This window comes from Lentzea sp. NPDC042327 (genome assembly GCF_040647275.1).
GTDB lineage: Bacteria > Actinomycetota > Actinomycetes > Mycobacteriales > Pseudonocardiaceae > Lentzea.
The window spans coordinates 97,444-119,722 of record NZ_JBEZBX010000002.1 but is presented as its reverse complement, the minus strand read 5'-3'; the positions used below and the strand labels follow the sequence as shown (position 1 = coordinate 119,722).

General features: G+C 71.4%; 21 protein-coding genes. 7 read left to right on the top strand and 14 right to left on the bottom strand.

The features are described 5' to 3' along the window. Positions 1 to 101 precede the first annotated feature (101 nt). Complete coding sequence (locus tag AB0A63_RS04345) at positions 102 to 1,250, bottom strand: PrsW family intramembrane metalloprotease (protein ID WP_360385222.1); 1,149 nt, start codon at positions 1,248 to 1,250, stop codon at positions 102 to 104. A gap of 30 nt (positions 1,251 to 1,280) precedes the next feature. Here AB0A63_RS04345 and AB0A63_RS04340 point away from each other — a divergent pair, with 30 nt between their 5' ends. From AB0A63_RS04340 to AB0A63_RS04330, 3 genes are read left to right on the top strand one after another with little or no spacing between them, the layout of a single operon-like run. Continuing rightward, positions 1,281 to 2,192, top strand: a complete 912-nt coding sequence (locus AB0A63_RS04340; RefSeq protein ID WP_360385220.1) for an SAM-dependent methyltransferase — start codon at positions 1,281 to 1,283, stop codon at positions 2,190 to 2,192. Positions 2,193 to 2,209: 17 nt separating this feature from the next. Further along, a complete protein-coding gene (locus AB0A63_RS04335) occupies positions 2,210 to 2,632 on the top strand; it encodes a DUF1203 domain-containing protein (protein ID WP_360385218.1) in 423 nt (140 codons plus the stop codon). 13 nt (positions 2,633 to 2,645) lie between these two features. After that, positions 2,646 to 3,725, top strand: coding sequence for an NADH-quinone oxidoreductase subunit D (locus AB0A63_RS04330; protein ID WP_360385216.1), 1,080 nt, complete (start codon positions 2,646 to 2,648; stop codon positions 3,723 to 3,725). A gap of 32 nt (positions 3,726 to 3,757) precedes the next feature. On the opposite strand, the gene AB0A63_RS04325 is transcribed toward AB0A63_RS04330, so the two are convergent. Genes AB0A63_RS04325 through ftsH form a run of 7 tightly spaced genes read right to left on the bottom strand, consistent with a single transcriptional unit; the run spans position 3,758 to position 10,323 of the window. Further along, complete coding sequence (locus AB0A63_RS04325) at positions 3,758 to 5,293, bottom strand: DUF6779 domain-containing protein (RefSeq protein ID WP_360385214.1); 1,536 nt, start codon at positions 5,291 to 5,293, stop codon at positions 3,758 to 3,760. 50 nt (positions 5,294 to 5,343) lie between these two features. After that, a complete protein-coding gene (locus AB0A63_RS04320) occupies positions 5,344 to 5,796 on the bottom strand; it encodes a DUF3180 domain-containing protein (protein ID WP_360385212.1) in 453 nt (150 codons plus the stop codon). Further along, complete coding sequence (gene folK, locus AB0A63_RS04315) at positions 5,793 to 6,290, bottom strand: 2-amino-4-hydroxy-6-hydroxymethyldihydropteridine diphosphokinase (protein ID WP_360385210.1); 498 nt, start codon at positions 6,288 to 6,290, stop codon at positions 5,793 to 5,795. Before folK ends, AB0A63_RS04320 begins: the two co-directional genes overlap by 4 nt. After that, positions 6,287 to 6,679, bottom strand: coding sequence for a dihydroneopterin aldolase (folB, locus tag AB0A63_RS04310; protein WP_360385208.1), 393 nt, complete (start codon positions 6,677 to 6,679; stop codon positions 6,287 to 6,289). Before folB ends, folK begins: the two co-directional genes overlap by 4 nt. Then, positions 6,672 to 7,457, bottom strand: coding sequence for a dihydropteroate synthase (gene folP / locus AB0A63_RS04305; RefSeq protein WP_360385206.1), 786 nt, complete (start codon positions 7,455 to 7,457; stop codon positions 6,672 to 6,674). Before folP ends, folB begins: the two co-directional genes overlap by 8 nt. A gap of 32 nt (positions 7,458 to 7,489) precedes the next feature. Continuing rightward, positions 7,490 to 8,137 carry a GTP cyclohydrolase I FolE gene (gene folE, locus AB0A63_RS04300; RefSeq protein ID WP_360385204.1) on the bottom strand — a complete coding sequence of 216 codons (648 nt, stop codon included), beginning with the start codon at positions 8,135 to 8,137 and terminating at the stop codon, positions 7,490 to 7,492. After that, entirely contained in the window at positions 8,134 to 10,323 is a 2,190-nt protein-coding gene (ftsH, locus tag AB0A63_RS04295) for an ATP-dependent zinc metalloprotease FtsH (RefSeq protein WP_360385202.1), read from the bottom strand. The genes folE and ftsH overlap by 4 nt, the downstream gene beginning before the upstream one ends. 378 nt (positions 10,324 to 10,701) lie before the next feature. On the opposite strand from ftsH, the gene AB0A63_RS04290 reads away from it, so the two are divergent. Then, positions 10,702 to 12,348, top strand: coding sequence for a substrate-binding domain-containing protein (locus AB0A63_RS04290; protein WP_360385200.1), 1,647 nt, complete (start codon positions 10,702 to 10,704; stop codon positions 12,346 to 12,348). A gap of 69 nt (positions 12,349 to 12,417) precedes the next feature. Here AB0A63_RS04290 and hpt read toward each other — a convergent pair whose 3' ends face one another. From hpt to dacB, 4 genes are read right to left on the bottom strand one after another with little or no spacing between them, the layout of a single operon-like run. After that, positions 12,418 to 12,966 (bottom strand): hypoxanthine phosphoribosyltransferase, encoded by a 549-nt coding sequence (gene hpt / locus AB0A63_RS04285; RefSeq protein ID WP_030472607.1) that lies wholly within the window; start codon positions 12,964 to 12,966, stop codon positions 12,418 to 12,420. A 17-nt stretch (positions 12,967 to 12,983) separates the two neighbouring features. Beyond that, positions 12,984 to 13,895 (bottom strand): tRNA lysidine(34) synthetase TilS, encoded by a 912-nt coding sequence (gene tilS / locus AB0A63_RS04280; RefSeq protein ID WP_360385198.1) that lies wholly within the window; start codon positions 13,893 to 13,895, stop codon positions 12,984 to 12,986. A 10-nt stretch (positions 13,896 to 13,905) separates the two neighbouring features. Further along, the gene (locus AB0A63_RS04275; protein WP_360385196.1) at positions 13,906 to 14,949 is read right to left on the bottom strand and encodes a zinc-dependent metalloprotease; all 1,044 of its coding nucleotides are present in this window, start codon (positions 14,947 to 14,949) and stop codon (positions 13,906 to 13,908) included. Between the two features lie 28 nt (positions 14,950 to 14,977). Continuing rightward, positions 14,978 to 17,194 carry a D-alanyl-D-alanine carboxypeptidase/D-alanyl-D-alanine-endopeptidase gene (gene dacB, locus AB0A63_RS04270; protein ID WP_360385194.1) on the bottom strand — a complete coding sequence of 739 codons (2,217 nt, stop codon included), beginning with the start codon at positions 17,192 to 17,194 and terminating at the stop codon, positions 14,978 to 14,980. 882 nt (positions 17,195 to 18,076) lie between these two features. On the opposite strand from dacB, the gene AB0A63_RS04265 reads away from it, so the two are divergent. Further along, on the top strand, positions 18,077 to 18,580 hold the full coding sequence (locus tag AB0A63_RS04265) for an inorganic diphosphatase (RefSeq protein ID WP_360385192.1): 504 nt from the start codon (positions 18,077 to 18,079) through the stop codon (positions 18,578 to 18,580). 61 nt (positions 18,581 to 18,641) lie between these two features. Here the strand turns inward: AB0A63_RS04265 and AB0A63_RS04260 are convergent, their stop codons facing one another. Continuing rightward, positions 18,642 to 20,222: an MDR family MFS transporter gene (locus tag AB0A63_RS04260; protein ID WP_360385190.1), complete on the bottom strand. Its 1,581-nt coding sequence runs from the start codon at positions 20,220 to 20,222 to the stop codon at positions 18,642 to 18,644. A 59-nt stretch (positions 20,223 to 20,281) separates the two neighbouring features. After that, entirely contained in the window at positions 20,282 to 20,818 is a 537-nt protein-coding gene (locus tag AB0A63_RS04255; RefSeq protein ID WP_360385188.1) for a MarR family transcriptional regulator, read from the bottom strand. A gap of 163 nt (positions 20,819 to 20,981) precedes the next feature. On the opposite strand from AB0A63_RS04255, the gene AB0A63_RS04250 reads away from it, so the two are divergent. Together AB0A63_RS04250 and AB0A63_RS04245 are read left to right on the top strand one after the other, a co-directional pair. Beyond that, positions 20,982 to 21,440, top strand: a complete 459-nt coding sequence (locus AB0A63_RS04250) for a DUF4442 domain-containing protein (protein WP_360385186.1) — start codon at positions 20,982 to 20,984, stop codon at positions 21,438 to 21,440. 99 nt (positions 21,441 to 21,539) lie between these two features. Next, positions 21,540 to 22,244 carry an excalibur calcium-binding domain-containing protein gene (locus tag AB0A63_RS04245; protein WP_360385184.1) on the top strand — a complete coding sequence of 235 codons (705 nt, stop codon included), beginning with the start codon at positions 21,540 to 21,542 and terminating at the stop codon, positions 22,242 to 22,244. The last annotated feature ends 35 nt before the right edge of the window (positions 22,245 to 22,279 follow it).

Below are 22,279 nucleotides of genomic sequence, written 5' to 3'. Positions count from 1 at the left end.
CGACTAACTCCTTCTGACGTTCCAGTCCCGGTTCGGGTACCAGACGACGCCGCCGAGGGTAATCCCGCACGTCCCGGCGCGTGGCCGGGCGGTGACCGGACTCACCCGCGGGCGGCGGACCTGGCCGCGTGCAGCGTGTCGAGCAGCACGCCGTGCCGGCTCTCGGCGCTCTGTCCGGCGGTGCCCTGCTCGATGCGGTGCCGCAGGAACGCCAGCTCCGTGACGGCCACCTGGTAGTTCCGCACGGACCTGGCCGCGGCGTCACCGGACTTGCGCTTGACCGCCCGCAGCCAGTTCCTGCGGCCGTTGAGACTCGCCAGCAACGCGACCTCGCTGTTCGCGATCCACCGGTTCTGCGCCATCGCCGCGAGCTGGCCCGCCACGATCCGCTGCTCCCGGCGGCGCTGCCACACGACGATCGCGACCGCGCCCGCGAACAGCGGCACCATGACCAGGAAGTACAGGTTGATGAACGCCGACCCGGTCTCGACCTTGGTCATCGCGTTCCAGCCCGCGTGCAGGCCGACCGCGGCCAGGTACCCGGCGATCGGCGCGACGACGCGGGTCGCGGCCCTGCTGGAGCTCGCCGCGATGCCGACGCCGATGCCGGTCATCGACGTGAACAGCGGGTGCGCGAACGGCGAGAGCACGCCGCGCAGCAGGAACAGCGCGACCACACCGCCCTCCAGGTCGCCGAAGCCCTGCTGGGCGAAGATCCGGCCGAAGTACCAGATGTTCTCGGTGAACGCGAAGCCCGCCGCGGTGATGCCCGCGTAGACCATGCCGTCGACGACGCCGTCGAACTCGTGCCTGCGCCGCAGGTAGACGGCGATCAGGAAGGCCGCCTTGGTCGCCTCCTCCACCACCGGCGCGCCGATGAGCAGCGTGAAGTCGCCGCCACCGCCGTGGGTGAGGATGTCGCCGACCACGCGCGAGGTCTGGTTGAACACCAGCGAGCTGATCGTCGCGCCGCACGCGCCCCAGAAGAACGCGAAGAGCAGCATCTTCGCCGGTTCCGGCTCCCACCGGTCGATCCACAGGAACGCGCTGACCACGAACGCGACCGGGATCAGCGCGGCGGCGGCACCGACGAGGATCGGCTCCAGCCCGATGCTCGTCGACCCGAGCGCGAACAGCACGAGACCCGCCGCGGCCAGGGCGATCAGCCCGACGACGGGGAACAGGACGGTCCAGCGGCGCTGTTCGATGCGCTTGCGGCCCGGCGTCGGCGAGAGGTCGGCGTCGTTCACGAGAAATGACCTTAGATGCACACTTGTCCGGTGTTCGATCCGGAAGCCGCTTGGCACGCCGCGCTGTACGGCCCCGATGGCTTCTTCACCCGCGGTGAGAAGCCGTCCGCGCACTTCCGCACGTCTGTGCTGGTCGGGCCGGAGCTGGCGGAGGCGCTGCTGGTGCTGCTCGCACGCGTGGACGCGGCGCTCGGATTTCCCCCGGTCGTGGACTTCGTGGACGTCGGTGCGGGCGGCGGCGAGCTCGCGTTCGCCGTCCGGCGGCTGGCGGCCGGGTCGCTGGCCGCGCGGCTGCGGGTGACGGCGGTCGAGCTCGGTCCGCCGGTGGAGCTGCCGGGGGTGCGGTGGACGGCGGAGGTGCCGTCGTGCACCGGGTTGCTGGTCGGGCACGAGTGGCTGGACGCGATCCCGTGCCCCGTGGTGACCGGGCCGAGCGACGACCCGTGGATCGCGCGGTGGTGGCCGTTGGCCGACGGTGAGCAGGCGGAGGTCGGGGCGCCCCGCGACGCCGCCTGGGCCGCGGCGGTCTCGCGGGTGCGCGGTGCGGCGCTGGCGGTCGACTACGGGCACCTGGTGTCGTCCCGCCGGTTCACGCTGACGGGTTACCGCGCCGGCCGGCAGGTGCCACCGGTGTTCGACGGCTCCTGCGACATCACCGCGCACGTGGCGCTCGACGCGTGCGCGGAGGCGGCCGGCGGTGACCGGGTGCTGGTGTCGCAACGGGACGCGCTTGCCGCACTGGGGCTGACCGGTGAGGTCACCGGGTCGGGCTGGGAGTGGCTGGAGTCGGTGGCGCGGGCGGGCCGGATCGCGGAGCTGCGCGACCCGGCGGGGCTGGGCGCGTTCGGGTGGCTGCTGCACGGCCGCGGTGTCGCGGTGGCGGACCTGCTGCCGGAACTGCCGCCCTGGCGTCCGATACCCGCCAGCACCGCCGACGTCTGACGACGATCGTTGCGGGAATGCGAATCCACACCGTCGCCCCAGCAGCTGCCCTGTCCGATCCCGGCCGCGAGTACCGCGCCTCCGAACCCGGCGTTCCGCTGCGGTGCTGCCTGCGCAAGTCGGCGCCGGACGAGCCGGTCTGGCTGTTCCGCTACTCCCCCGCCGCGGGCAAGGGCCCGTACGAGGAGGTCGGGCCGGTCTTCACGCACGTCGACTGCCCCGGCGGCGCTGCGCCGGACCGGCTGCCCGCCGGGTTGCTGAACAACTCCCGGGTGCTGCGGGCGTACAACGCGGCCGGGCAGATCGAGGACGGTGTCCTGGTCGAGCCGGGCGGGTTCGACAGCGCGGTGGAGGGGCTGCTGAACACTCCCTCGGTCGAGGCGGTGCAGGTGCGCAGCCTGTCGCACGGGTGCTTCCTCTTCGCGGTCACGCGGTCGTGAAACCATTGCCGGTGTGAGCGAGCAGATCACCGTCGGCGTCGGCGCGGGCGCGCAGTACCTGGGCGTGGACCGCGTGGTCGACCTGGGCCCACTGCACCCGTCCGCCCACGGCGCCTACCGGTTGCGGCTCACGGTCACGCCGGACCTGGTGATCACCGCCGCGACCCCGCTCGTCGGCCACCTGCACCGCGGCGCCGAGAAGCTGTTCGAGGTCCGCGACTACCGCCAGGTCCTCACGCTCGCGAACCGGCACGACTGGCTGTCGGCGTTCTGCAACGAGCTCGCGGTCGCGCTGGCCGTGGAGCGGATGACCGGAATGGACGTCCCCGCACGAGCCCAATGGCTGCGCGTGTTGTTGTGCGAGCTCAACAGGCTGATGGCGCACATGGTGTTCCTGACGCCGTTGTGCCCGGCTGCTGCCGCGTACCGCGAGGGCGTGCAGGCGTTGATGGAGGAGGCGTCGGGCGGGCGCATCCACTTCATGTTCAACCGGATCGGCGGCCTGCGCGAGGACGTGCCGGCCGGCTGGACCGGCAGGGTGGCCGACTTCCTGTCCACAGTGGAGGACCTGGAGGTCGACCTCTCCGCGCTGGAGGGACTCGGCGTCCTGCCGCTCGCCGACGCGCTGCAGTACGGCGTGACCGGGCCGATCGGCCGGGCCAGCGGGGTCGACCTCGACCTGCGCCGCGACGACCCGCTGCCCGCGTACCGCTCGCTGGCGGTCACGCCGGTGGTGCGCACCGAGGGCGACGCCGCGGCGCGCGTGCGGTGCCTGCTCGACGAGGTGCGGCTCTCCCTGCGGCTGGCGCGGTCCTGCCTGGACGCACTGCCGGCCGGACCGGTGAACCTGCGGCTGCCCAAGGCGATCAAGGCACCGGAGGGTTCGGTCTACACCCGCGTCGAGGCGCCGCTGGGCACGTCCGGCGTGCACCTGTCGTCCCGCGGCGAGAAGACACCGTGGCGGCTCAAGCTGCGCACGCCGTCGTTCAACAACGTCCAGGCGCTGTCCGCGCTGCTGCCGGGCACGTCGGTCGACGACCTGCCGGCCGTGCTGAGCTCGTTCGCCGTGATCGTCGGGGACATCGACAAGTAGACGGCCCTGGCACGGCGGTTCCGGCGACCTGCCTAGTCGTCGCGGCGACGGCGGCGGCGCGGGGCGTCCCCGCCGCCGAGTGACGCCAGCAGCTCGCTGACCGACTTGCCGTCGGCGTGCGCTCCCGACGGGTCCTCCGGCGCGGCCCTGCGGCCACCGGAGACCGCGGGCAGGCTGGCCGACGACTCCTCGGACGCGGCACGACGGCCCGTGGCCACCGCGGGCAGCCGCGCGGACGACTCCTCGGCGGCACGACGACCCGTCGGCGCCGGCGTGCGGGTGGCCGGCTCCTCCGGTCCGCGCCGGGTCACCGGCGGCAGCGACACGAACGAGTCCTCGGAGGCCGTGCGACGGCTGGACTGACCACGTGCCGGCGGGAGCGACGCGGAGGACTCCTCGGAGGCGGAGGCGGACGCGGAGGCGGACGCGGACGCCGCGCGGCGCTTGCCGCTCGGCGGCTCGTCCGGCTGCAGCGTCTCCCACGAGCCGCTGTCCTGCTCGGGTGCGCGTTCGTCGGCGCGGCGGCGGCCGGTCAGCGACTTCGGGTCGACGATCTCGGTGCGCTCGGCGACCCGCGACCGCGGTGCCTCCGGGGTGCGCGGCTCCGCGGCGGGGGTCTTCTTCACCGGCGGCTTCTCCGGGCGCTGCAACGCTTCCGTGCGCTGCGCCTGCGCCTGGGCCGGCTGCGGCTGGGGGCGCGGCACCCGTTCGGTGCGCTGGACCGGCTGCGCGGTCGGCTTGGGGGGCTGCTGCTGGGCGCCGAGCCGGGCCGACACCGCGGCGGCGGCGCTGCCGGCGCGTTGCGGGGCCGAGCGGCCGGCTTCCTGCTTCACGGCCTTGGCCGGCTCACGGCGGGCGGCGGCCGGCTGCGGGCGCGGCGAGGTGCGGGTGGGCTCCGGCCTGGCCGGTTCCGGGCGGGCGGGTTCGCGGCGCGGCGGCTGGACCTTGGCGTCGTGCGCCACGCGTTCGATCAGCTCGGTGCGCTCCGACGGCTTCTCCGCCGACGCGGTCACCGCGGGCTTGGCGGCGTTGATCGCGTTGATGATCCGCTTCTCCGAACCGGAGCTCAGCCGGGAACCGTCACCGGCCAGCGCGCGCAGGCGGGTCGACTCCGCGCGCAACGCCACGCGCTCGACCAGGACGTCACCACCGCCCAGCAGGCCTTCGAGGTTCTCCCGCAACGCCCTGAGGTCCGCGCGCAGCGCCTCGATGTCGGCGCGCGACTCCTCCTCGATCCGCTTGCGGGTCTCGGCCTCGATCTCCAGCTCGTACTCGCGGCGGGCGGCCACCTCGCGTTCGAGCTCCAGCTCGTACACGCTCTGGAGGTCGGCCACCTCGTCGTCGCGCTCGCTGACCTGCTTGCGGTACTTGGCCGCGAGGAACGCACCGACCAGTGCGGCCCACAGCGCGGCCACCACGGCGAGGCGCAGCATCCGGGCGCTGTCGCTCAGGACGAGCACCGCCGCGGCCACGAGGGCGAGCGCCAGCGCTGCGACCAACAGCAACCGCCCGGAGCCACGACCGTGATCTTCTTGCTCGTCGTCGATCGACGCGCCGCGTCCGGTCATGCGCACTACGGTACCGCCTAGTTATCCGACTGAGACCTGCGCACCGGTGTCTAATCGTTCCCGGAACCCTCCGTCGGCGTCTTGCAGCAGTGCTCCAGCCACAGCGCCGCAGCGGTCAGAGCGGCCGCGCTGACCATCCCGACAACCGCCGCGAACAGGTCATTCCCGGCAGCGGCGAACGAGTCCTGGACGGGGATCACGTAGATCAGCAAGGCGGTCCAGACGCCGAACATCAACGCGCCGAGGACCGAGGACGCCTTCGCCAGCGCGACCGCGCGGGCGGCGGTGAGCGGCTGGACCGGGCGCGCGCCCTGGCGGCGTTCGATCCGGGCCCGCAGCGAGAACGCGAACCACACCTCGACGGCGGCGAGCGCGAGCAACGTCGACCCGGCCGCGCGCGGCAGCGGCGGCAGGGTGTCGTAGGCGAGTCGCAGGAACAGGTGCGCCAGCAGACCGGCGATGACCACGACGGTCGCCAGGTCGCGGGGACGGGTGAACCTCACGCGTCCATCCAACCGGAAGTCAGCACCAGGTCGTCGCGGCGGCGCACGCCCTCGGTCGAGAACTCCAGCGCCGCAACGGGTCCGTGCCCCGGCAGCACCGCGCCGGGTTCGACGTCGAGCCACGGCACGAGGACCGTGGCGCGTTCGAACGCGCCGGGGTGCGGCAGGAGGAGGTCCGGGTGGCCGGAGGTCACGCCGTCCACCGTGACCACGTCCACGTCGAGCGTGCGCGGTCCCCAGCGCTGCTCCCGCACGCGCCCCGCGGCGTTCTCCAGCGCCTGGCCGCGGCGCAGCCAGCCCCACTCGTCGACGTCGTCCGCCTCGACGACCACGACGGCGTTGAGGAAGTCCGGCTGGTCCTCCACGCCCCACGCGGCCGTCTCGTACACCGGCGACACCGCGACGACGTGCTCGCGCAGGCCGTCCACCACCGACCTGAGGAACGCGAACCGGTCGCCCAGGTTCGAGCCGATCGACAGGACCGCGCGGGTCATTGCGCGTCTTTCTTGAGCGGCGCGGCGAGCCGGCGTGACCTGCGGATCGTCACCGACACGTCGTCGAAGGTCAGCGGGATCGGCGCGGACGGCTTGTGCACCGTCACCTCGACCGCGTGCAGCCGGGTGTCGGTCATCGCGGCGTCGGCGATCTTGCCGGCGACCGTCTCGATGAGGTCGTGCGGCTCGCCGCCGACGATCGCCGCGGCCATCTCGGCGAGCTCGCCGTAGTGGTAGGTCTCCTTGAGGTCGTCGGTCCTCGACGCCGTGCTGAGGTCGAGCCACAGCGTGATGTCGACGACGAACTCCTGGCCCTCGCGCTTCTCGTGCTCGAAGACGCCGTGGTTGCCGCGGACCCGCAGGCCCGTCAACGCGATCCGGTCAGCCATGTCCCCGCCTCCACGCTCCGGCGACGGCGACCGCGTCCAGCGTCCGGTCGACGTCGTGCACCCGCACTCCCCACGCCCCGTTGAACGCGGCCAGCGCGGACACCGCCGCGGTCGCGTCCTCCCTGCCGTCCGGCGGGCGGTTGTCCAGCAACGTGCCGAGGAACCGCTTGCGCGACGCGCCCACCAGCACCGGGAACCCCAGGTCCACCAGCTCGTCGAGGCGGTGCAGCAGCTCCCAGTTGTGGTCGCCGAGCTTCGCGAACCCGAGACCGGGGTCGAGCACGATCGACGACTCGGCGACACCCGCCGCCAACGCCGCCTCCACGCGCTCAAGCAGTTCCGAGCGCACGTCGGTGACCACGTCGTCGTAGCGCGCCAACGAGTCCATCTCCGTGCTGTGCCCACGCCAGTGCATCAGCACGTACGGCACTCCAGCGTCGGCGACGACCTCGACCATCTCCGGGTCGGCCAGGCCGCCGGAGACGTCGTTGACGATCGAGGCGCCCGCCTCCAGCGCCGCCGAGGCGACGGAGGCCCACATCGTGTCCACGCTGACCGGCACGCCCTCCGCGACGAGCGACCGGATCACCGGCACCACGCGGGCGATCTCCTCGGCCGGCTCGACGCGCGCGGCGCCCGGCCGGGTCGACTCGCCGCCGACGTCGACGAGGTCGGCGCCGCGCTGGTGCAGCGCGACCCCGTGCTTCACCGCGTCCGAGCGGTCGAGGTAGCGGCCGCCGTCGGAGAACGAGTCGGGCGTGACGTTGAGGACGCCCATCACGACACATCGGTCCGGGCGGGGCAGACCGCTCACCGCAACCGGCCCCTGATCAGCTCGATCGCCTCCGCGCGGGTCGAGGCCGACGTGCGCAGCAGCCCGCGCACCGCCGACGTCGTCGTGCGCGAGCCGGGCTTGCGCACACCGCGCATGCCCATGCACAGGTGCTCGGCCTCGACGACCACGATCACGCCGCGCGGTTCGAGCTTGCGCACCAACGCGTCCGCGACCTGCGAGGTCAGCCGCTCCTGCACCTGCGGGCGCTTCGAGTAGAGGTCGACGAGCCGGGCGAGCTTCGACAGCCCGGTCACGCGGCCGTGCTCGTTCGGGATGTACCCGACGTGCGCGACGCCGTGGAACGGCAGCAGGTGGTGCTCGCAGAAGCTGAACATCGGGATGTCCGTGACGAGGACGAGCTCCTCGTGGCTCTCGTCGAACGTCTTCGCGAGCACGCTGTCCGCGTCGGTGTAGAGCCCGGCGAACAACTCCCGGTAGGCACGCGCCACCCGAGCGGGGGTCTCGCGGAGGCCTTCGCGCTCCGGGTCCTCACCGCACGCGATCAGCAGCTCACGCACCGCGGCCTCGGCACGGGCCTGGTCGAAGGCCCGCCGCGCGGAGACGCCGGCCTCCCCGTCGTGGGTGAGGCCGGCGTCTGCGTCGAGCCGGTGGTGCTCGGTCACTGCCGCTCGTCCTGGTCTGGCTGCGGCTTGCGCGGCTCCCAGACGTTGTGCGGCTGGCCGGGGACGGTCGCCGGTGTCCACCCGGGCGGGGCGCCGTAGTGCGGCGGGCCCGACCCGGCCGGCTGACCCGGCTGGTGCACGCCGTTCGCACCGTTGGCACCGTTCGGCGAGGGCAGTTCCTCGGTCGGCGCCGCAGCGGCGGGCTCCTCCTGCTGCAGCTCCTCCTCGATGACGTCCTCGACGACCGGCGGCCACGGCTCGCCGCGTTCCTTGGCGAGCTCGCCGGGGGTCTTGACCGGCGGGATGTCGGACGGCGTGCGGTCACCGAAGTCGTTGAACTGGGTGATGCGCGGCCGCTTCTCGACGCGGGCGAAGATCCGCTCCAGGTCCTTCTGGTGCAGGGTCTCCTTGTCGATCAGTTCGAGCGTGAGGTCGTCGAGGACGTCGCGGTAGGTGTTGAGCACCTCGTACGCCTCGGTGTGCGCGGCCTCGATGAGCTTGCGCACCTCCTCGTCGATCTCGTGCGCGACCTCCAGCGAGTAGTCCGCCTGGCGGCCGGCCGAGCGCCCGAGGAACGGCTCGCCCTGCTCCTGCCCGTACTTCACGGCGCCGAGCTTCGCGCTCATGCCGTACTCGGTGACCATCGCGCGGGCGATCTTCGTCGCCTGCTCGATGTCGTTGGACGCACCCGTCGTGGGCTCGTGGAAGACGAGCTCCTCCGCGGAGCGGCCACCCAGTGCGAACACCAGCCGCGCGATCATCTCGGACCTGGTCATCAGGTCCTTGTCCTCTTCCGGCACCGAGAGGGTGTGGCCACCCGTGCGGCCGCGGGCGAGGATCGTGACCTTGTAGACCGGGTCGATGTCCGGCATGGCCCACGCGGCCAGGGCGTGCCCGGCCTCGTGGTACGCGGTGATCTTCTTCTCCTTCTCGGAGATGATCCGGCTCTTGCGGGCCGGACCGCCGATCACGCGGTCGACGGACTCCTCCAGCGCGGCACCGGTGATGGTGGTGCCGTTCTGGCGCGCGGTGAGCAGTGCCGCCTCGTTGATCACGTTCGCCAGGTCGGCGCCGGAGAACCCGACGGTGCGCTTCGCGAGCCCGTCGAGGTCGGCGTCGTCGGCGAGCGGCTTGCCCTTGGAGTGGACCCGCAGGATCTGCTTGCGGCCCTTCAGGTCCGGCGCGGAGACCGGGATCTGGCGGTCGAAGCGACCGGGGCGCAGCAGGGCGGGGTCGAGGATGTCGGGGCGGTTCGTCGCCGCGATCAGGATGATCCCGCCGCGCGAGTCGAAGCCGTCCATCTCGACGAGCAGCTGGTTCAGGGTCTGCTCGCGCTCGTCGTGCCCGCCGCCGAGACCGGCACCGCGGTGGCGGCCCACCGCGTCGATCTCGTCGACGAAGATGATGCACGGCGCGTTCTGCTTGGCCTGCTCGAACAGGTCGCGCACACGCGAGGCACCGACACCGACGAACATCTCGACGAAGTCCGAACCGGAGATCGAGTAGAACGGGACGCCCGCCTCACCGGCGACGGCCCGTGCGAGCAGCGTCTTGCCGGTTCCCGGCGGGCCGTAGAGCAGCACGCCCTTGGGGATCTTGGCGCCCAGCGCCTGGTAGCGGCCGGGGTTCTGGAGGAAGTCCTTGATCTCCTCGAGCTCCTCGACGGCCTCCTGGGCGCCGGCGACGTCCGCGAACGTCGTCTTCGGCATGTCCTTGGAGAGCTGCTTGGCCTTGGACTTGCCGAAGTTCAGGACGCGGTTCCCGCCGCCCTGGGCGTTGTTCATCATCCACATCAGGAGGAGCAGCAGCAGACCCAGTGGCACCAGGTAGATCAAGATCTGCATCAGGATGGACTCCTGGCTGACCTTGGTCTCCACCACGGGCTTGTTGCCGGCCTGGTCGAGGATGGTGAAGATCTCGTCCGTCGAGCTCGCCGGGAACTGCGTGATCAGGCGGTTGCTGTTCTCGAACGTCGAGCCGTCCTTGAGGGTCAGCCGGAGACGCTGCTCCTTGTCCTCGATCGTGGCTTCCTTGACGTTGCCCTCACGCACCTGTTGCAGTGCCTGAGACGTCTTGACCTGGTGGTAGCCCCGTGAGTCGTCGAAGAGCACGGTGAAGACGAAGTAGAGCAGCAACACCGCAGCGATCCACAGCAGCGGGTTGCGAAGCAGGCGCTTGCGGTCCATGCACTTACGGCCGGCGGGCGGCCTCGACCCTCCCTGACTTGCGCGTCGGGCAGTGGAAGACCCACATACCGCGTCCGACCAGCCTACCGCCCGCTGGTCGGGTACTGGACAACCAACGGTCTTGCCCGCCGCTGGGTTCCCGCGCGTGACCGCTGCCACGCATGTTCACGCTGTTTGGTTCACCCGGAACAAGTGCGGCCGACCAGACGAGTGACGCAGGTCACGCCATCTCATTACGTTTAGGGGTCACATGTCATCCTCATGCATCCCCCGAGTGTTCCCCCGCCACTCGAAAGAGTGAACACGTGACCGAAGGTAAGTAACCGTATGTCAGCTCGCCATACGTCCCCCGGGTTGTTCCGGAGGGTCGCCCTCCCCGTGGGCGCCCTGCTCGGTGTGATCGCGGCGGCCGGCGTCACGGTCGTGGCACTGCGCGTGACCAGCGGCCCCGACTGCGCGGGCGCCCTGCCGCTCAAGATCGCCGTCACGCCCGCGGCCCTCGACGTGGTGAACGCGGCCGCACAGGACTACCAGCGGTCCCAGCCGGTCGTGAACGGCCGGTGCGTGCAGGTCCAGGTCGAGTCGCGCAACGCGGCCGACGTGGCGCACGAGCTGCCGACCGCGCAGATCAACCCGCACTCCCTGTGGATTCCCGACTCCTCGATGTGGGCGGCCGAGGCCCAGCGCCAGTCGGCCGAGACCGGTCCCGAGGCCCCGAAGCTGGACATCAAGCCCTCGCTGGCGTCCTCTCCGCTGGTGGTGGCCGGTTCGGAGACGACGATGGGCAAGATCGGCTACCCGATCTCCCCGGTCTCCTGGACCAAGGTGATCGACCCGAAGGTCACCGTCTCGATGAGCGACCCCACGATGACGTCGGAGGGCCTCGCGACCCTCTTCGTCATCCGCACCCTGCTCGGCAACGCCGACGGCACGCCGAAGCCGGAGCTGGTCAGCACCCTGCTGAGGGTGGGCCGCACCGCCATCCCGTCGGTGCGCGACGCGTTCGGCAAGGTCACCACCGACGCCGAGAAGGCACCGCTGTTCGCCGCGACCGAGCAGTCGGTCGTCGCGAACAACCGCACCGTGAAGAAGAACGCCGTCCTGGGCGCACCGCCCCGGGAGGGCACGCTGTCGTTCGACTACCCGCTGGTGCGCGTGTCGCGGCAGAACGAGCAGGACGGCACCGGCGAGGCCGCCGCCGAGTTCGAGCGGGTGCTGCGCTCCGCGGAGACGGTCAAGCGCTTCGGCGAGGCCGGCTTCCGCACCACCTCCGGTGCCGCGCCGGCGAAGTGGTCGACGCAGGTCGAGGGCGTGCAGGCCGGTGACGTGAAGCTGATCGAGACGCCGGGCGCCGACCAGGTCTCCGAGCTGCTGCGCACGTGGGGCGCCATCAGCCTCGACATGCGCATGCTGACCGTGGTCGACGTGTCCGGCTCGATGATCGAGAAAGGTCCCAACGGCAAGACCCGCGTGGAGGCGGCGACCGAGGCGTCGATGACGGCGCTGTCGATGCTGCCCGACACCACGCAGATCGGCCTGTGGGCGTTCTCGACGGACAAGAAGCCGCCGCAGGACTGGATCGAGCTGGTCCCCGTCGGCCCGCTCGGCGAACCGCTGCAGGGCGTCGCCCGCCGCAAACGCCTGGAGGCCGGGGCCTCGCAGCTGAACGGCCTGGTCGGCGGCGGCACGGCGTTGAACGACACCACCCTCGCCGCGTTCCGCCACGTGCTGGCGGGCTACGACCCGTCGAAGGTCAACTCCGTGGTCCTGATGACCGACGGCCGCAACGACGACATCTCGTCCATCAGCACGGCCTCGCTCATCGAGACCCTGAAGCGCGAGTCGGACCCCGCGCGCCCGGTGCCGATCATCATGGTCGGGCTCGGCCAGGAGGCCGACATGGACGCGCTGCGGGCCATCGCGGCCGCGACCGGCGGCAAGGCGTACCAGGCACCCAACCCCGAGGACATCCGCGGCGTGCTGCTGGACGCCGTCTCCCAGCGCCGCTGCCGCCCGAACTGCTGAGCCGCTGAACGCACGCGGGGAGCTTTCGTACTCCAGACGAGTACGAAGGCTCCCCGCGTGCGTTGCGGCTCAGCTGGAGTAGACCTTCGGGTCCAGCGTGCCGATGTAGGGCAGGTCGCGGTAGCGCTCCGCGTAGTCGAGGCCGTAGCCGACGACGAACTCGTTGGGGATGTCGAAACCGACGTACTTCACCGGCACCTCGACCTTGACCGCGTCGGGCTTGCGCAGCAGCGTGCACACCTCGAGCGAGCGCGGGCGGCGCGACTGGAGGTTCTTGAGCAGCCACGACAGCGTGAGACCGGAGTCGATGATGTCCTCGACGATCACGACGTTGCGGTCGGCGATGTCGCGGTCGAGGTCCTTGAGGATGCGCACCACGCCGGACGACGAGGTGGACGAGCCGTAGGAGCTCACGGCCATGAACTCCAGCTGCACCGGGACGGGCAGCGCGCGGGCAAGGTCCGCCATGAACATCACCGCTCCCTTGAGAACGGTGATCAGCACGAGGTCGGAGTCACCTTCTGGGTGATCGTCAGCGACCTGCTTGGCGAGTTCGGTGACCTTGTCGCTGATCTCCTGCTCGGTGATGAGCACGGATGCGATGTCGCCGTCGTACACGGAGAGGTCTCCTCTGGTTAAGACTCCGGTTCCACCTGGAGCCTGCCATGCGCACGGCGCGCGACAAAGCCGCCGGGTAGCCAGACACCGCCCTGACCACGCCATTCACTCACCAGTGCGTCCACCCGGCGCAGGTGCGAATCGGACAGTTCCGGCACGCCTTCGTCGAGGAGCCACGACCTGAGCACTCTGCGTCGCAGTGCCGCCGGCAGCTCCGCGACGTCGGCCACGGCGCAGCAGTCGCCCGCAAAGGCCTCCGCCAGCTCGTCGAGGGCGTCGCAGTCCTCCCTGAGCTGCGCCGCAGTGCGCGCCAACGACCCCGCGACACCGCCTTGCAGCACGTCTTCGAGCAGTGGCAGCACTTCCGCCCGCAGGCGCACACGGGTGAACGACGGATCGTTGTTGTGTGGGTCGTCCCACACTTCGATGCCCTGCTCCACACACGCGGCACGCGTCGTCGCGCGGGAGACGTTCAGCAGCGGTCGGCCCCATGGCGGGTCATAGGCGCGCATGCCGGCGATCGAGCGTGGACCGGAGCCGCGGCCGAGGCCCAGCAGGACCGTCTCCGCCTGGTCGTCCAGCGTGTGGCCGAGCAGCACGACGCCGTTCTCCGGCTTGAGGGCGGCGTACCGGGCCCTGCGCGCGGCCGCCTCGGGACCGCCGGGACCCGTGACGTCGACGGGCGCCACGCGTGCCGTCAACCCCAGGTCGGCGCAGATGCCCGCCGCACGTGCCGCGACCTCGTCCGAGCCGGGCTGGAGCCGGTGGTCGACGACCACGGCCCGCGCACCGGGGACCAGCCGCGCGGTCGCGGCGGCCAGTGCGAGCGAGTCGGCGCCGCCGGAGACGGCGACGGTCACGCCGTCCGGGCGCACCTCGTCGAGGAACCGCCGGACAGCGGCCCTGACCTCGGAGACCGGGCCGTTCACGAGGCCGCGCTCACGGGGAGACGCGGCGCAGCCAGGTCATCGGCTCGGCGATCTCCGCGCGGGTCGGGAGGGTGTCGGCGCTGGTCCAGACGGCGTTGAAGCCGTCCATGCCGACGCGTTCGACGACGTACTCGGTGAACGCCGCGCCCTCCGCGTACTGCCGCACCTTCGCCTCGACGCCGAGCAGCGTGCGCAGGACCCGGTCGAGCAGGCCGCCGCCCTTGCGCCGCACGGTGAAGCGGCTGCGGATCGTCGACACCGACGGCACGACCGCCTCGCCCACGGCGTCCATCACGTGGTCGGCGTGGCCTTCGAGCAAAGTGGACAGTGCGATCAGCCGGTCCAGCACCGCTTTCTGCTGCGGTGACTGGACGAGCTCGATCAGCCCGATCGGACCGTCGCCCGCGCGCAGCTTCGTGCGGAAGTCGCGGATGACCTCCGGCAGCGGCGCCCTGTCCTCGTCCATTGTGGACAGCAGCGTCGTGACCTGCTCCGCGAAGTACCTGCGCAGCCACGGCACCCCGGTGAACTGCAGCCGGTGCGTGCACTCGTGCAGGCAGACCCACATCCGGAAGTCGTCCGCCGGGACGTCCAGCGCCTGTTGCGCGCCCACGATGTTCGGCGCCACCAGCAGCAGCCGCCCGGCCAGCTGGTCGCTCGGGCTGAACGGGTCGTACTGGCCCAGCACCCGCGAACTGAGGAACGACAGCACCACACCGGCCTGCACGCCCGCGGTGCCCGCGAGGACCGCCGCCATCGCACCCGTCTGCCGCGGCATCGCCGGAGCCGTGAGCGCCTCCAGGCCCTGCGCGGCCGCCTTGACCCAGGCGGGCCGGTCCACGACCTCACCCGGCAGCAACGGCAGCCCCTGACCGAGCCCGGTCAGCTCCCGGACGTGCACCTCGGCCTGCGGTGCGAGCTCGCGCAACCGGCCGACGACGTGCCCGGCCTCGTCTCTGCCGACCACCGGACCGGGCCGCACCAGCCGGGTCGCGGTCGCCACCGCCAGCTCCCAGTCCACCGGGCCGAGCTCTGCCTCCGTCGCGCCGTTCACCCCGCCGACGCTACCTGCGCACGCCCCGCTACGAACAGCCACAGCCTCGCAACGCCGCCGCCAGCACGTCCAGCGCCGGCCGCACCTCGGTGTCCGGATTGCCCGGGTTGCCGGACATGAACGCGAACACCAGCACCCGCCCGTCCACGTCGACCACGACACCGGCGAGCGCGTTGACGGCCGTCAACGTGCCCGTCTTGGCCCGCACCCAGCCCTTGCCGCGCGCGGCGGCCCCGTCGTACCGCCCGGCCAGCGTGCCGCTGCCACCGGCCACCGGCAACGCCGTGAGCAACGGCCGCAGCTTCGCGGTCTTGTCGTCCATGGAGGGCTTCGCGGCCGCCGTGAGGACGTCGGTCAGCAGCTTCGCCGGGATCTTGTTCGTCGCCGACAACCCGCTGCCGTCCACGAAGTTCGCCCCGGTGAGGTCGAACCCGTGCTTGGTGAGCACGTCCCTGACCGCCTTCACCCCACCCGCGAACGACGGCTCGTTGCCCGTCCTGATCGCGAGCTCCCTGGCGATGGCCTCGGTGAGCACGTTGTCGGAGATCTGCATCATGTTGTCGACGAGCTGCTCCACCGGCGCCGACTTCACCTCGGCGACGGTCTGCGCCCCCGGAGGTGCCGCACCCGCCGCCGCCGTGACCCCGAGCCTGGCCGCGAACGCGTCCGCCGCCTGCTGAGCGGGCGTCGGCGTGCGGGCCCCGTCGACCTTCTTCGGGTCCAGCCGCCCACCGTCGACCATGAACGGCACGATCGGCGTGACCGACCCGCCCGCGATGTCGGCGGTCTCCCACTGCGGCCCCATCGGCTCGCCCGCGTACCGCCCGAGGTCGTAGAGGACCTTGGTGACCGGCCCCTTGGCCTTGACCTGGTTGACCAGGTCGTCCAACGACGCCGCGCCGGGGTAGACGCTGCTGCCCGGCGTCGCCGAGATCGTCGGGTCACCCCCGCCGACCACGACCACCGTGCCCGGCTCCGACCCTTGCACCACCTTGGTGCTGAGCTGGGCGGTCCGGTCCAGCTCCAGCAACGCGGCCGCCGCGGTCAGCACCTTGAGGCTCGACGCGGGCGTCGCCGGGGTCGTGTCCCCCTGCTGCCACAGGACGGTGCCCGCGGAGGGGTCGACGACGCTGCCCGTCAGCGGGCTGAGCGCACCACTGGCCGCCGGACCGGCCAGTGCCTGCCTGATCCCCTGCGGAGTCGGTGCCGGTCCCTGCGCGCTGATGGGCTTGACCAGCGGCTGGACGTTGACCGGCGCGGCCGGCGGCTTCGTCTCGACCGCCTCGGTGCCGCCGAGCTCGTTGACCGCGTAGACGGTGGCGCCGGCCAGGGCCGCCACGACCACCAGGGCCAGGACGACGGCCAGGGGCTTGCGGCTCTTCTTCGGCTGGTCGTCCTGGGTGTTCTTGGTGTTCTTGGTGTCGTTGAGGCGGTCTTCGGGTTCCTCGTCGTAGCCGGGGAGGGCTTCTGGCTCTTCTTCTCGCGGTTCGGCCGGCTTCACCGGGGCCAGGCGGACGGTCGCCGGGTGGGCGGCGTCGTGGCGCTGCTGGGGTGGCGTCGGGTGTTGGCGCTGGTTGACCGGACGCAGGTTCTGCCGGGTGGGCGGGTCCTGGTGCTGCGGCTCCTGACGCTGAGGCTCCTGGCGCAGAGCGGAGGGCCACGGCTGGTCGGGGGTGCGCTGGCCCGGTCGCTGGTCAGGGCGGTACTGGCCGGGGCGGGGCTGCTGACCCGGCCGGTGCTGGTCAGGGCGTCCCTGGCCCTGGCCGAACTGGCCTCCGCGCGGCTGGCCGGGCGCGGATTGGCCAGGTGCGGGGTTGCCGGGTGCGGGGTTGCCGACGTGGGGCTGGCCTGGGCGGGCTTGACCGGGTCGGCCCTGGTCCGGACGGCCTTGAGGACGGGCCTGGCCCGGCCGTGCCTGTCCCTGTTGCTGGTCTTGGCGGCGCTGATCCGGCTGGTTCTGGTCCTGACGCGACTGCTCCGGACGCGCCGGTTCCGACCGCAGCTGCTCGGTGCGGGGCTGTTCCGGACGGGTCTGCTCGGTGCGCGGGGACTCGGCGGGCGAGGGCTCAGCCGGGGGCGGGGGGCCGAGCTCCAACTGGCCGGAGCGGGACAGCTGCTCGTCCTGCTCCGGTTCCGCGGTGGTCGGCTTGGGGACCACGCGGGTCTGGTCGCTGGGCGGTTCGACCGTGGGCGCGGGTTCGACGCGGGGTGCGCCGTCGCCGTCCTTGGACGGGGTGACGCGCACCGGGGTTGCGCGCGGTGGGTCGGCAGGTGCGGGCGGGATGACGGAGAGGGGGACCTGGACCGTCGCGCCGTCCGGGGTGGGGAGCGGGACCTGGATCGTCGCGCCGTCGGGCAGTGCCGGGGGCTCGGCGTCAACGGCGGGAGCGGGCTCTGGCTCGGCGGACTCAGGTGCGGCCGGCTGCGCAGCGGGTTCCGGCTCCGGGGTCGTGGGGGCCTGCGAGGCGGGATCGGGCTCGGCGTCCGGGTCGGCGGCGGTGTCGGGCTCGGCCTCGGCGGGCGGTTCGGGTTCCGAGGCTTCCGGGGGTTCCGGGGAGTCCGGCTCCGGAGGGGAGGGCTCCTCCGCGACGGGGACCGGGAGCGCGGTGGTGCTCTGCTCGGGAACGGCGTCCGCAGCAGCGTCGGCAGGCGTGGAAGACGAGGTCGAAGCCGGTTCGCGACCGTTCAGACCAATCCCGTCGTGAGCATCACCACTCGGATTTTCACCCGATGGTTCCGCTGAACCGCCGTTCGCTGAGGTCGCAGGCCCGTCAGCCGGGTCGGAACCAGCAGAAGACGCCTCGACAGGGGCAGAGTCCGCGGAGGGCAGCGGGGAGGACGACGGAGGCTCCGGAGTGGACGGTGCCGTGAGCACCGGGGCCACCGGGAGCGCGAGCGTCGGGCGCTCGGGTGAAGGTGTGGTGACCTGCGACGGAACGGTGGTGGCCGGCGACTCCGGGATGGTGTCGTCGTCGTCGGTCGGCCACTGGGGGTCGTCCGGCACAAGGGCCTCCGTCAGCTCGGTACGGGCAATCTCACACCCGCCAGCCGCGGCTCCGATGAGGGTTGACAGGGCGTCGTGGTCCACACTAGTGGCGTCACGAATGGGCTACATGAGCGAGGACCAGTGGAGTTCGACGTCCTGATCGAGATCCCCAAGGGCGTGCGCAACAAGTACGAGGTGGACCACAAGACTGGTCGCATCCGCCTCGACCGCACGTTGTTCACGTCTACGCAGTACCCGGCCGACTACGGGTTCATCGAGGACACCCTGGGTGAGGACGGCGACCCGCTGGACGCCCTCGTTCTCGTCCAGGAGCCGACGTTCCCCGGCTGCCTGATCAAGGCCCGCGCCATCGGCATGTTCCGCATGACCGACGAGAAGGGCGGCGACGACAAGGTCCTGTGCGTGCCGGCCGACGACCCGCGGCACGAGCACCTGCGCGACATCCACCACATGGCGGAGTTCGACCGCCTGGAGATCCAGCACTTCTTCGAGGTCTACAAGGACCTGGAGCCCGGCAAGAGCGTCGAGGGCGCGACCTGGGTCGGCCGCACCGAGGCCGAGGCCGAGATCAAGCGCTCCTACCAGCGTCTGAAGGACGCCGAGGCGCACGGCGAGGGCCACTGAGGCACGCACGGGAGAGGGGCCGCGCTGGATCAGCGCGGCCCCTCTTCTCGTTCTCGCGTCCCTAGACGGCCACGGACTCCGCGTCGGCGACGCGCTCCAGGCCCGACCTGTTCGACAGCGGCTTCTCGCGCAGGAACCACACGAGCACGAACGCCGCCACCATCACGATCCCGCCGGTCATGAAGACCGTGTCGATCGCACCGGAGAAGCCGTCGAGGAACGGCCGCGCCAGCACCGGGTCGAGGTTGTTCAGGAACTCGGTGTTGTTGATGTCCACACCGGACCCGCCTGCGTTCTGCAGCGACTTCGCGAACTCCGGGTTGTGCGCCAGCGCCGACTTGAACGCCTCGGTCTGCATCGCCGACCGCAGTCCGGACGCGATCTTGTCGCCGACCGTGCTGAACAGGATCGACAGGAACACCGCGGTGCCGACGGTGCCGCCGATCTGGCGGAAGAACGTCGCGGAGGCCGTCGCCACGCCCATGTCACGCGGCTCGGCGTCGTTCTGGATCGCCAGCAGCAGCGTCTGCATGCACTGGCCCAGGCCCGCGCCCATGATGAACATGTAGACCATCACGAGCCAGTTCGGCGTGTCGGTGCCGATGGTGCTGAACAGGAACAGCGCGATCGACATCAGGCCGGCACCGATGATCGGGAAGATCTTGTAGCGCCCGGTCTTCGAGGTGATCCGGCCGGCCGTCGCGGTGGCCGACATGATGCCGAACGTCATCGGCAGCAGCATCAGACCGGACATGGTCGGCGAGACGCCCTTCACGATCTGCAGGTACAGCGGGATGGAGACCATGCCGCCGAACATGCCGACGCCGAGCACGAAGTTGATCGTGTTGCCCAGCGCGAACGTGTGGTTGCGGAACATCCGGATCGGCAGCAGCGCCTCGTCGCCCATGCGGTTCTCGACCCACACGAACGCCAGCAGGCCCAGGACGCCGACCACGTACATGGTGATCGCCGTGGCGGACGCCCAGCCCCACTCGCGGCCCTGTTCGGCCACGATCAGCAGCGGCACCAGGCCGACGGTCAGCGCGGCCGCGCCACCGAAGTCGATGCGGTGGTCGACGCGCTTGTGCGGGATGTTCAGCACGCGGCCGACGACGAACAGCGCGAGCAGCGCGATCGGCACGTTCACGAGGAACACCCAGCGCCACCCGGTGACGCCGATGAAGGTGTCGAGACCGGCGAACACGCCGCCGATGACCGGGCCGAGCACGCTGGCCGACCCGAACACGGCCATGAAGTACGCCGAGTACCTGTTGCGCTCCCGCGGCGAGATGATGTCCGCCATGATCGCGAACGCGAGCGACATCAGACCGCCGGCGCCGAGGCCCTGCACGGCGCGGAACGCGGCCAGCTCGTACATCGAAGTCGCGATGCCCGACAGCAGCGAGCCGACGAGGAACAGCGAGATCGCCGCGAGGTACATCGGCTTGCGCCCGTAGATGTCGGACAGCTTGCCGTACAACGGGGTCGTGATGGTCGCGGTGATCAGGTAGGCGGTGGTCGCCCACGCCTGCAGCGTCTGCCCGTGCAGCTGGTCCGCGATGGTCTTCATGGCGCTGGAGACGATCATCTGGTCCAGCGCCGCGAGGAACATGCCCAGCAGCAGACCGGACAGGATCGTCATGATCTGGCGATGCGTCAGGGAAACCCCTGGCGTGGGTGTCGCATCGGTTGTCGTTGACATTACTGGTCTTCCCCTCCTGCGCGGGTCCCCGTCCCGCGTTCGGTCATAAGCGCCGGAATCGTGCGCTCGTAGTCGTGGACGAAGCGTTCGAACAGGTCCGCGAAGCCCTTGAAGTCCTCGTCGGCCCAGTCCGCGAACACCTGCTCGAGCGCCTCGTTGCGCATCCGGCGTCGCTTCAAGATCAGCTCGCGGCCCGCTCCGGTGACCGCGAGAACACTGGCCCGGCCGTCAGCCGGGTCAGCACGCCTCTCGACGAGCCCGTCCTTGACCAGCCCGGCGACCTGCCTGCTGACCGTGGACGGGTCGGAGAGCACCGCCTCCGCGAGCGCGCTCGAACGGCACTCACCGAGACCGGAGAGCGTCGCGAGGAGCACGAAGGCGGACTTGTCCATCCCCTGCTTCGCCATCTGGTGGGAGACCTGGGCGTGCATCTTGTTCAGCCGCACCATCGCCATGCCGACGCGGTCCGCGAGCTCGTGCTCGGGATCGACGCCGACACCGGTGACGCCGTTGACGCACCCGCCCGGATCTGACATCGCCCACCTCGTTGCTTGTATCACCCAACTAGTTGCTCGCTACAAGCATCCATCTCGGTACGCCGATGTGCAAGCGAGTTTCGAGTCACACCCCAGGAAAGTGTGGTATGTCCGGTTACTGGCGGGTAGCCGAGTGGGTTACTCGCGAGTAGCATCCGTGCTCATGAGCCAAGACGTCTCGTTCATCGCCGACGCCATGAAGCAGGCCGTGCCGTACGTGAAGACCACCGGCATCGACTTCGACGAGGTCTCCGCCACGCGCGTCGTCGCGTCGCTGCCCGACGACGAGACGCTGCGCAACCACGTCGGCGGCCCGCACGCCGCGATGATGTTCGGCCTCGGTGAGACGGCCTCCGGTGCCGTCGTCATGGCCGCGTTCGCCCAGCACATGGCCAAGGCGACGCCGCTGGTCGCCCGCGCGGACATCGCGTACAGGAAGCTCGCGATGGGCCCGCTCAAGGCCGAGGCGGTGCTCGGCCGCTCCGCCGACGAGGTGCTCGCGGAGCTCGACGGCGGCACCCGCCCGGAGTTCCCGGTGACCGTCACGATCACCAACGCCGAGGGCGTCACGACCGGCGAGATGGTCGTCGTCTGGACGCTCAAGCCGGTCCGCACAAGCTGACCTGCGCGGTTCCAGGTCTCGAAACGGTCTCCGCGTGAACCGATCGCGGCGGAATACGTAACCTTGGCCACACTCCGGGCCGGGTGCATATTCGCCCCCATGTCGGGGTGGAGAACTGCGGGCGGAGTGCTGCTTGCCGCCCTGTGCGCGGGGTGCACGGGCAACGCGCAGCACGCGCGTCCGGTTCCGGTGGCGGTGCCGGTCGACGTGCCGGTCACCACCACGGCGTCGGTCCCGCCGGCCAAGCTGGAGCTCACGGTCCAGACCGTGGTCAACGGGCACGCGGTGACGTTGTCCGACGGCAGGACCGTCGAGGTCGGCGGTCTCGCCTCGCCCGGCGCGTGCTGGGCGAGGGCGGCGAGCGACTTCGCCGCGCGCATGCTGCTGGATCAGCAGGTGCGCTTCGACCCCGAGTCGCGTGCGCTGACCCTCTCCGACGGCACCGACTACGCCCTGCTCGCGCTGGGCAACGGCGCCGGCCGCGCGACGGCGTCCGCGACGGCGGCGATGAAGGAGGCCGAGGCGGCGGCCGTGAAGGGCACGCTCGGGTTCTGGGGCCCGCCGTGCAACGGCAGGGACGTCACCGAGACGCCCGCGCCACCGCCTCCTCCCCCACCGCCGCCACCGCCCGCGCCGGCTCCCGGGCCGACGACGACAACGCCCAAGCCGAAGCCGGTGTTCTTCGCCTCCTGCGAGGACGCCTGGCGGGCCGGTGCCGCGCCGATCCCCTGGGGTCAGCCCGGCTACCGGGTCGAGCTCGACGGCAACCGCAACGGCATCGCCTGCGAAGCACCGCGCCGATAACGCGCACCGCGGCCCACGGCCAATAACCTCGCCGG

Coding starts and splice junctions, on each gene's coding strand:
- ftsH (WP_360385202.1), bottom strand. CDS start 10,323: ATGGACCGCAAGCGCCTGCTTCGCAACCCGCTGCTGTGGATCGCTGCG.
- folP (WP_360385206.1), bottom strand. CDS start 7,457: ATGGGCGTCCTCAACGTCACGCCCGACTCGTTCTCCGACGGCGGCCGC.
- AB0A63_RS04250 (WP_360385186.1), top strand. CDS start 20,982: ATGAGCCAAGACGTCTCGTTCATCGCCGACGCCATGAAGCAGGCCGTG.
- AB0A63_RS04255 (WP_360385188.1), bottom strand. CDS start 20,818: ATGTCAGATCCGGGCGGGTGCGTCAACGGCGTCACCGGTGTCGGCGTC.
- AB0A63_RS04335 (WP_360385218.1), top strand. CDS start 2,210: ATGCGAATCCACACCGTCGCCCCAGCAGCTGCCCTGTCCGATCCCGGC.
- folK (WP_360385210.1), bottom strand. CDS start 6,290: ATGACCCGCGCGGTCCTGTCGATCGGCTCGAACCTGGGCGACCGGTTC.
- folB (WP_360385208.1), bottom strand. CDS start 6,679: ATGGCTGACCGGATCGCGTTGACGGGCCTGCGGGTCCGCGGCAACCAC.
- AB0A63_RS04325 (WP_360385214.1), bottom strand. CDS start 5,293: ATGACCGGACGCGGCGCGTCGATCGACGACGAGCAAGAAGATCACGGT.
- AB0A63_RS04245 (WP_360385184.1), top strand. CDS start 21,540: ATGTCGGGGTGGAGAACTGCGGGCGGAGTGCTGCTTGCCGCCCTGTGC.
- AB0A63_RS04260 (WP_360385190.1), bottom strand. CDS start 20,222: ATGACGATCCTGTCCGGTCTGCTGCTGGGCATGTTCCTCGCGGCGCTG.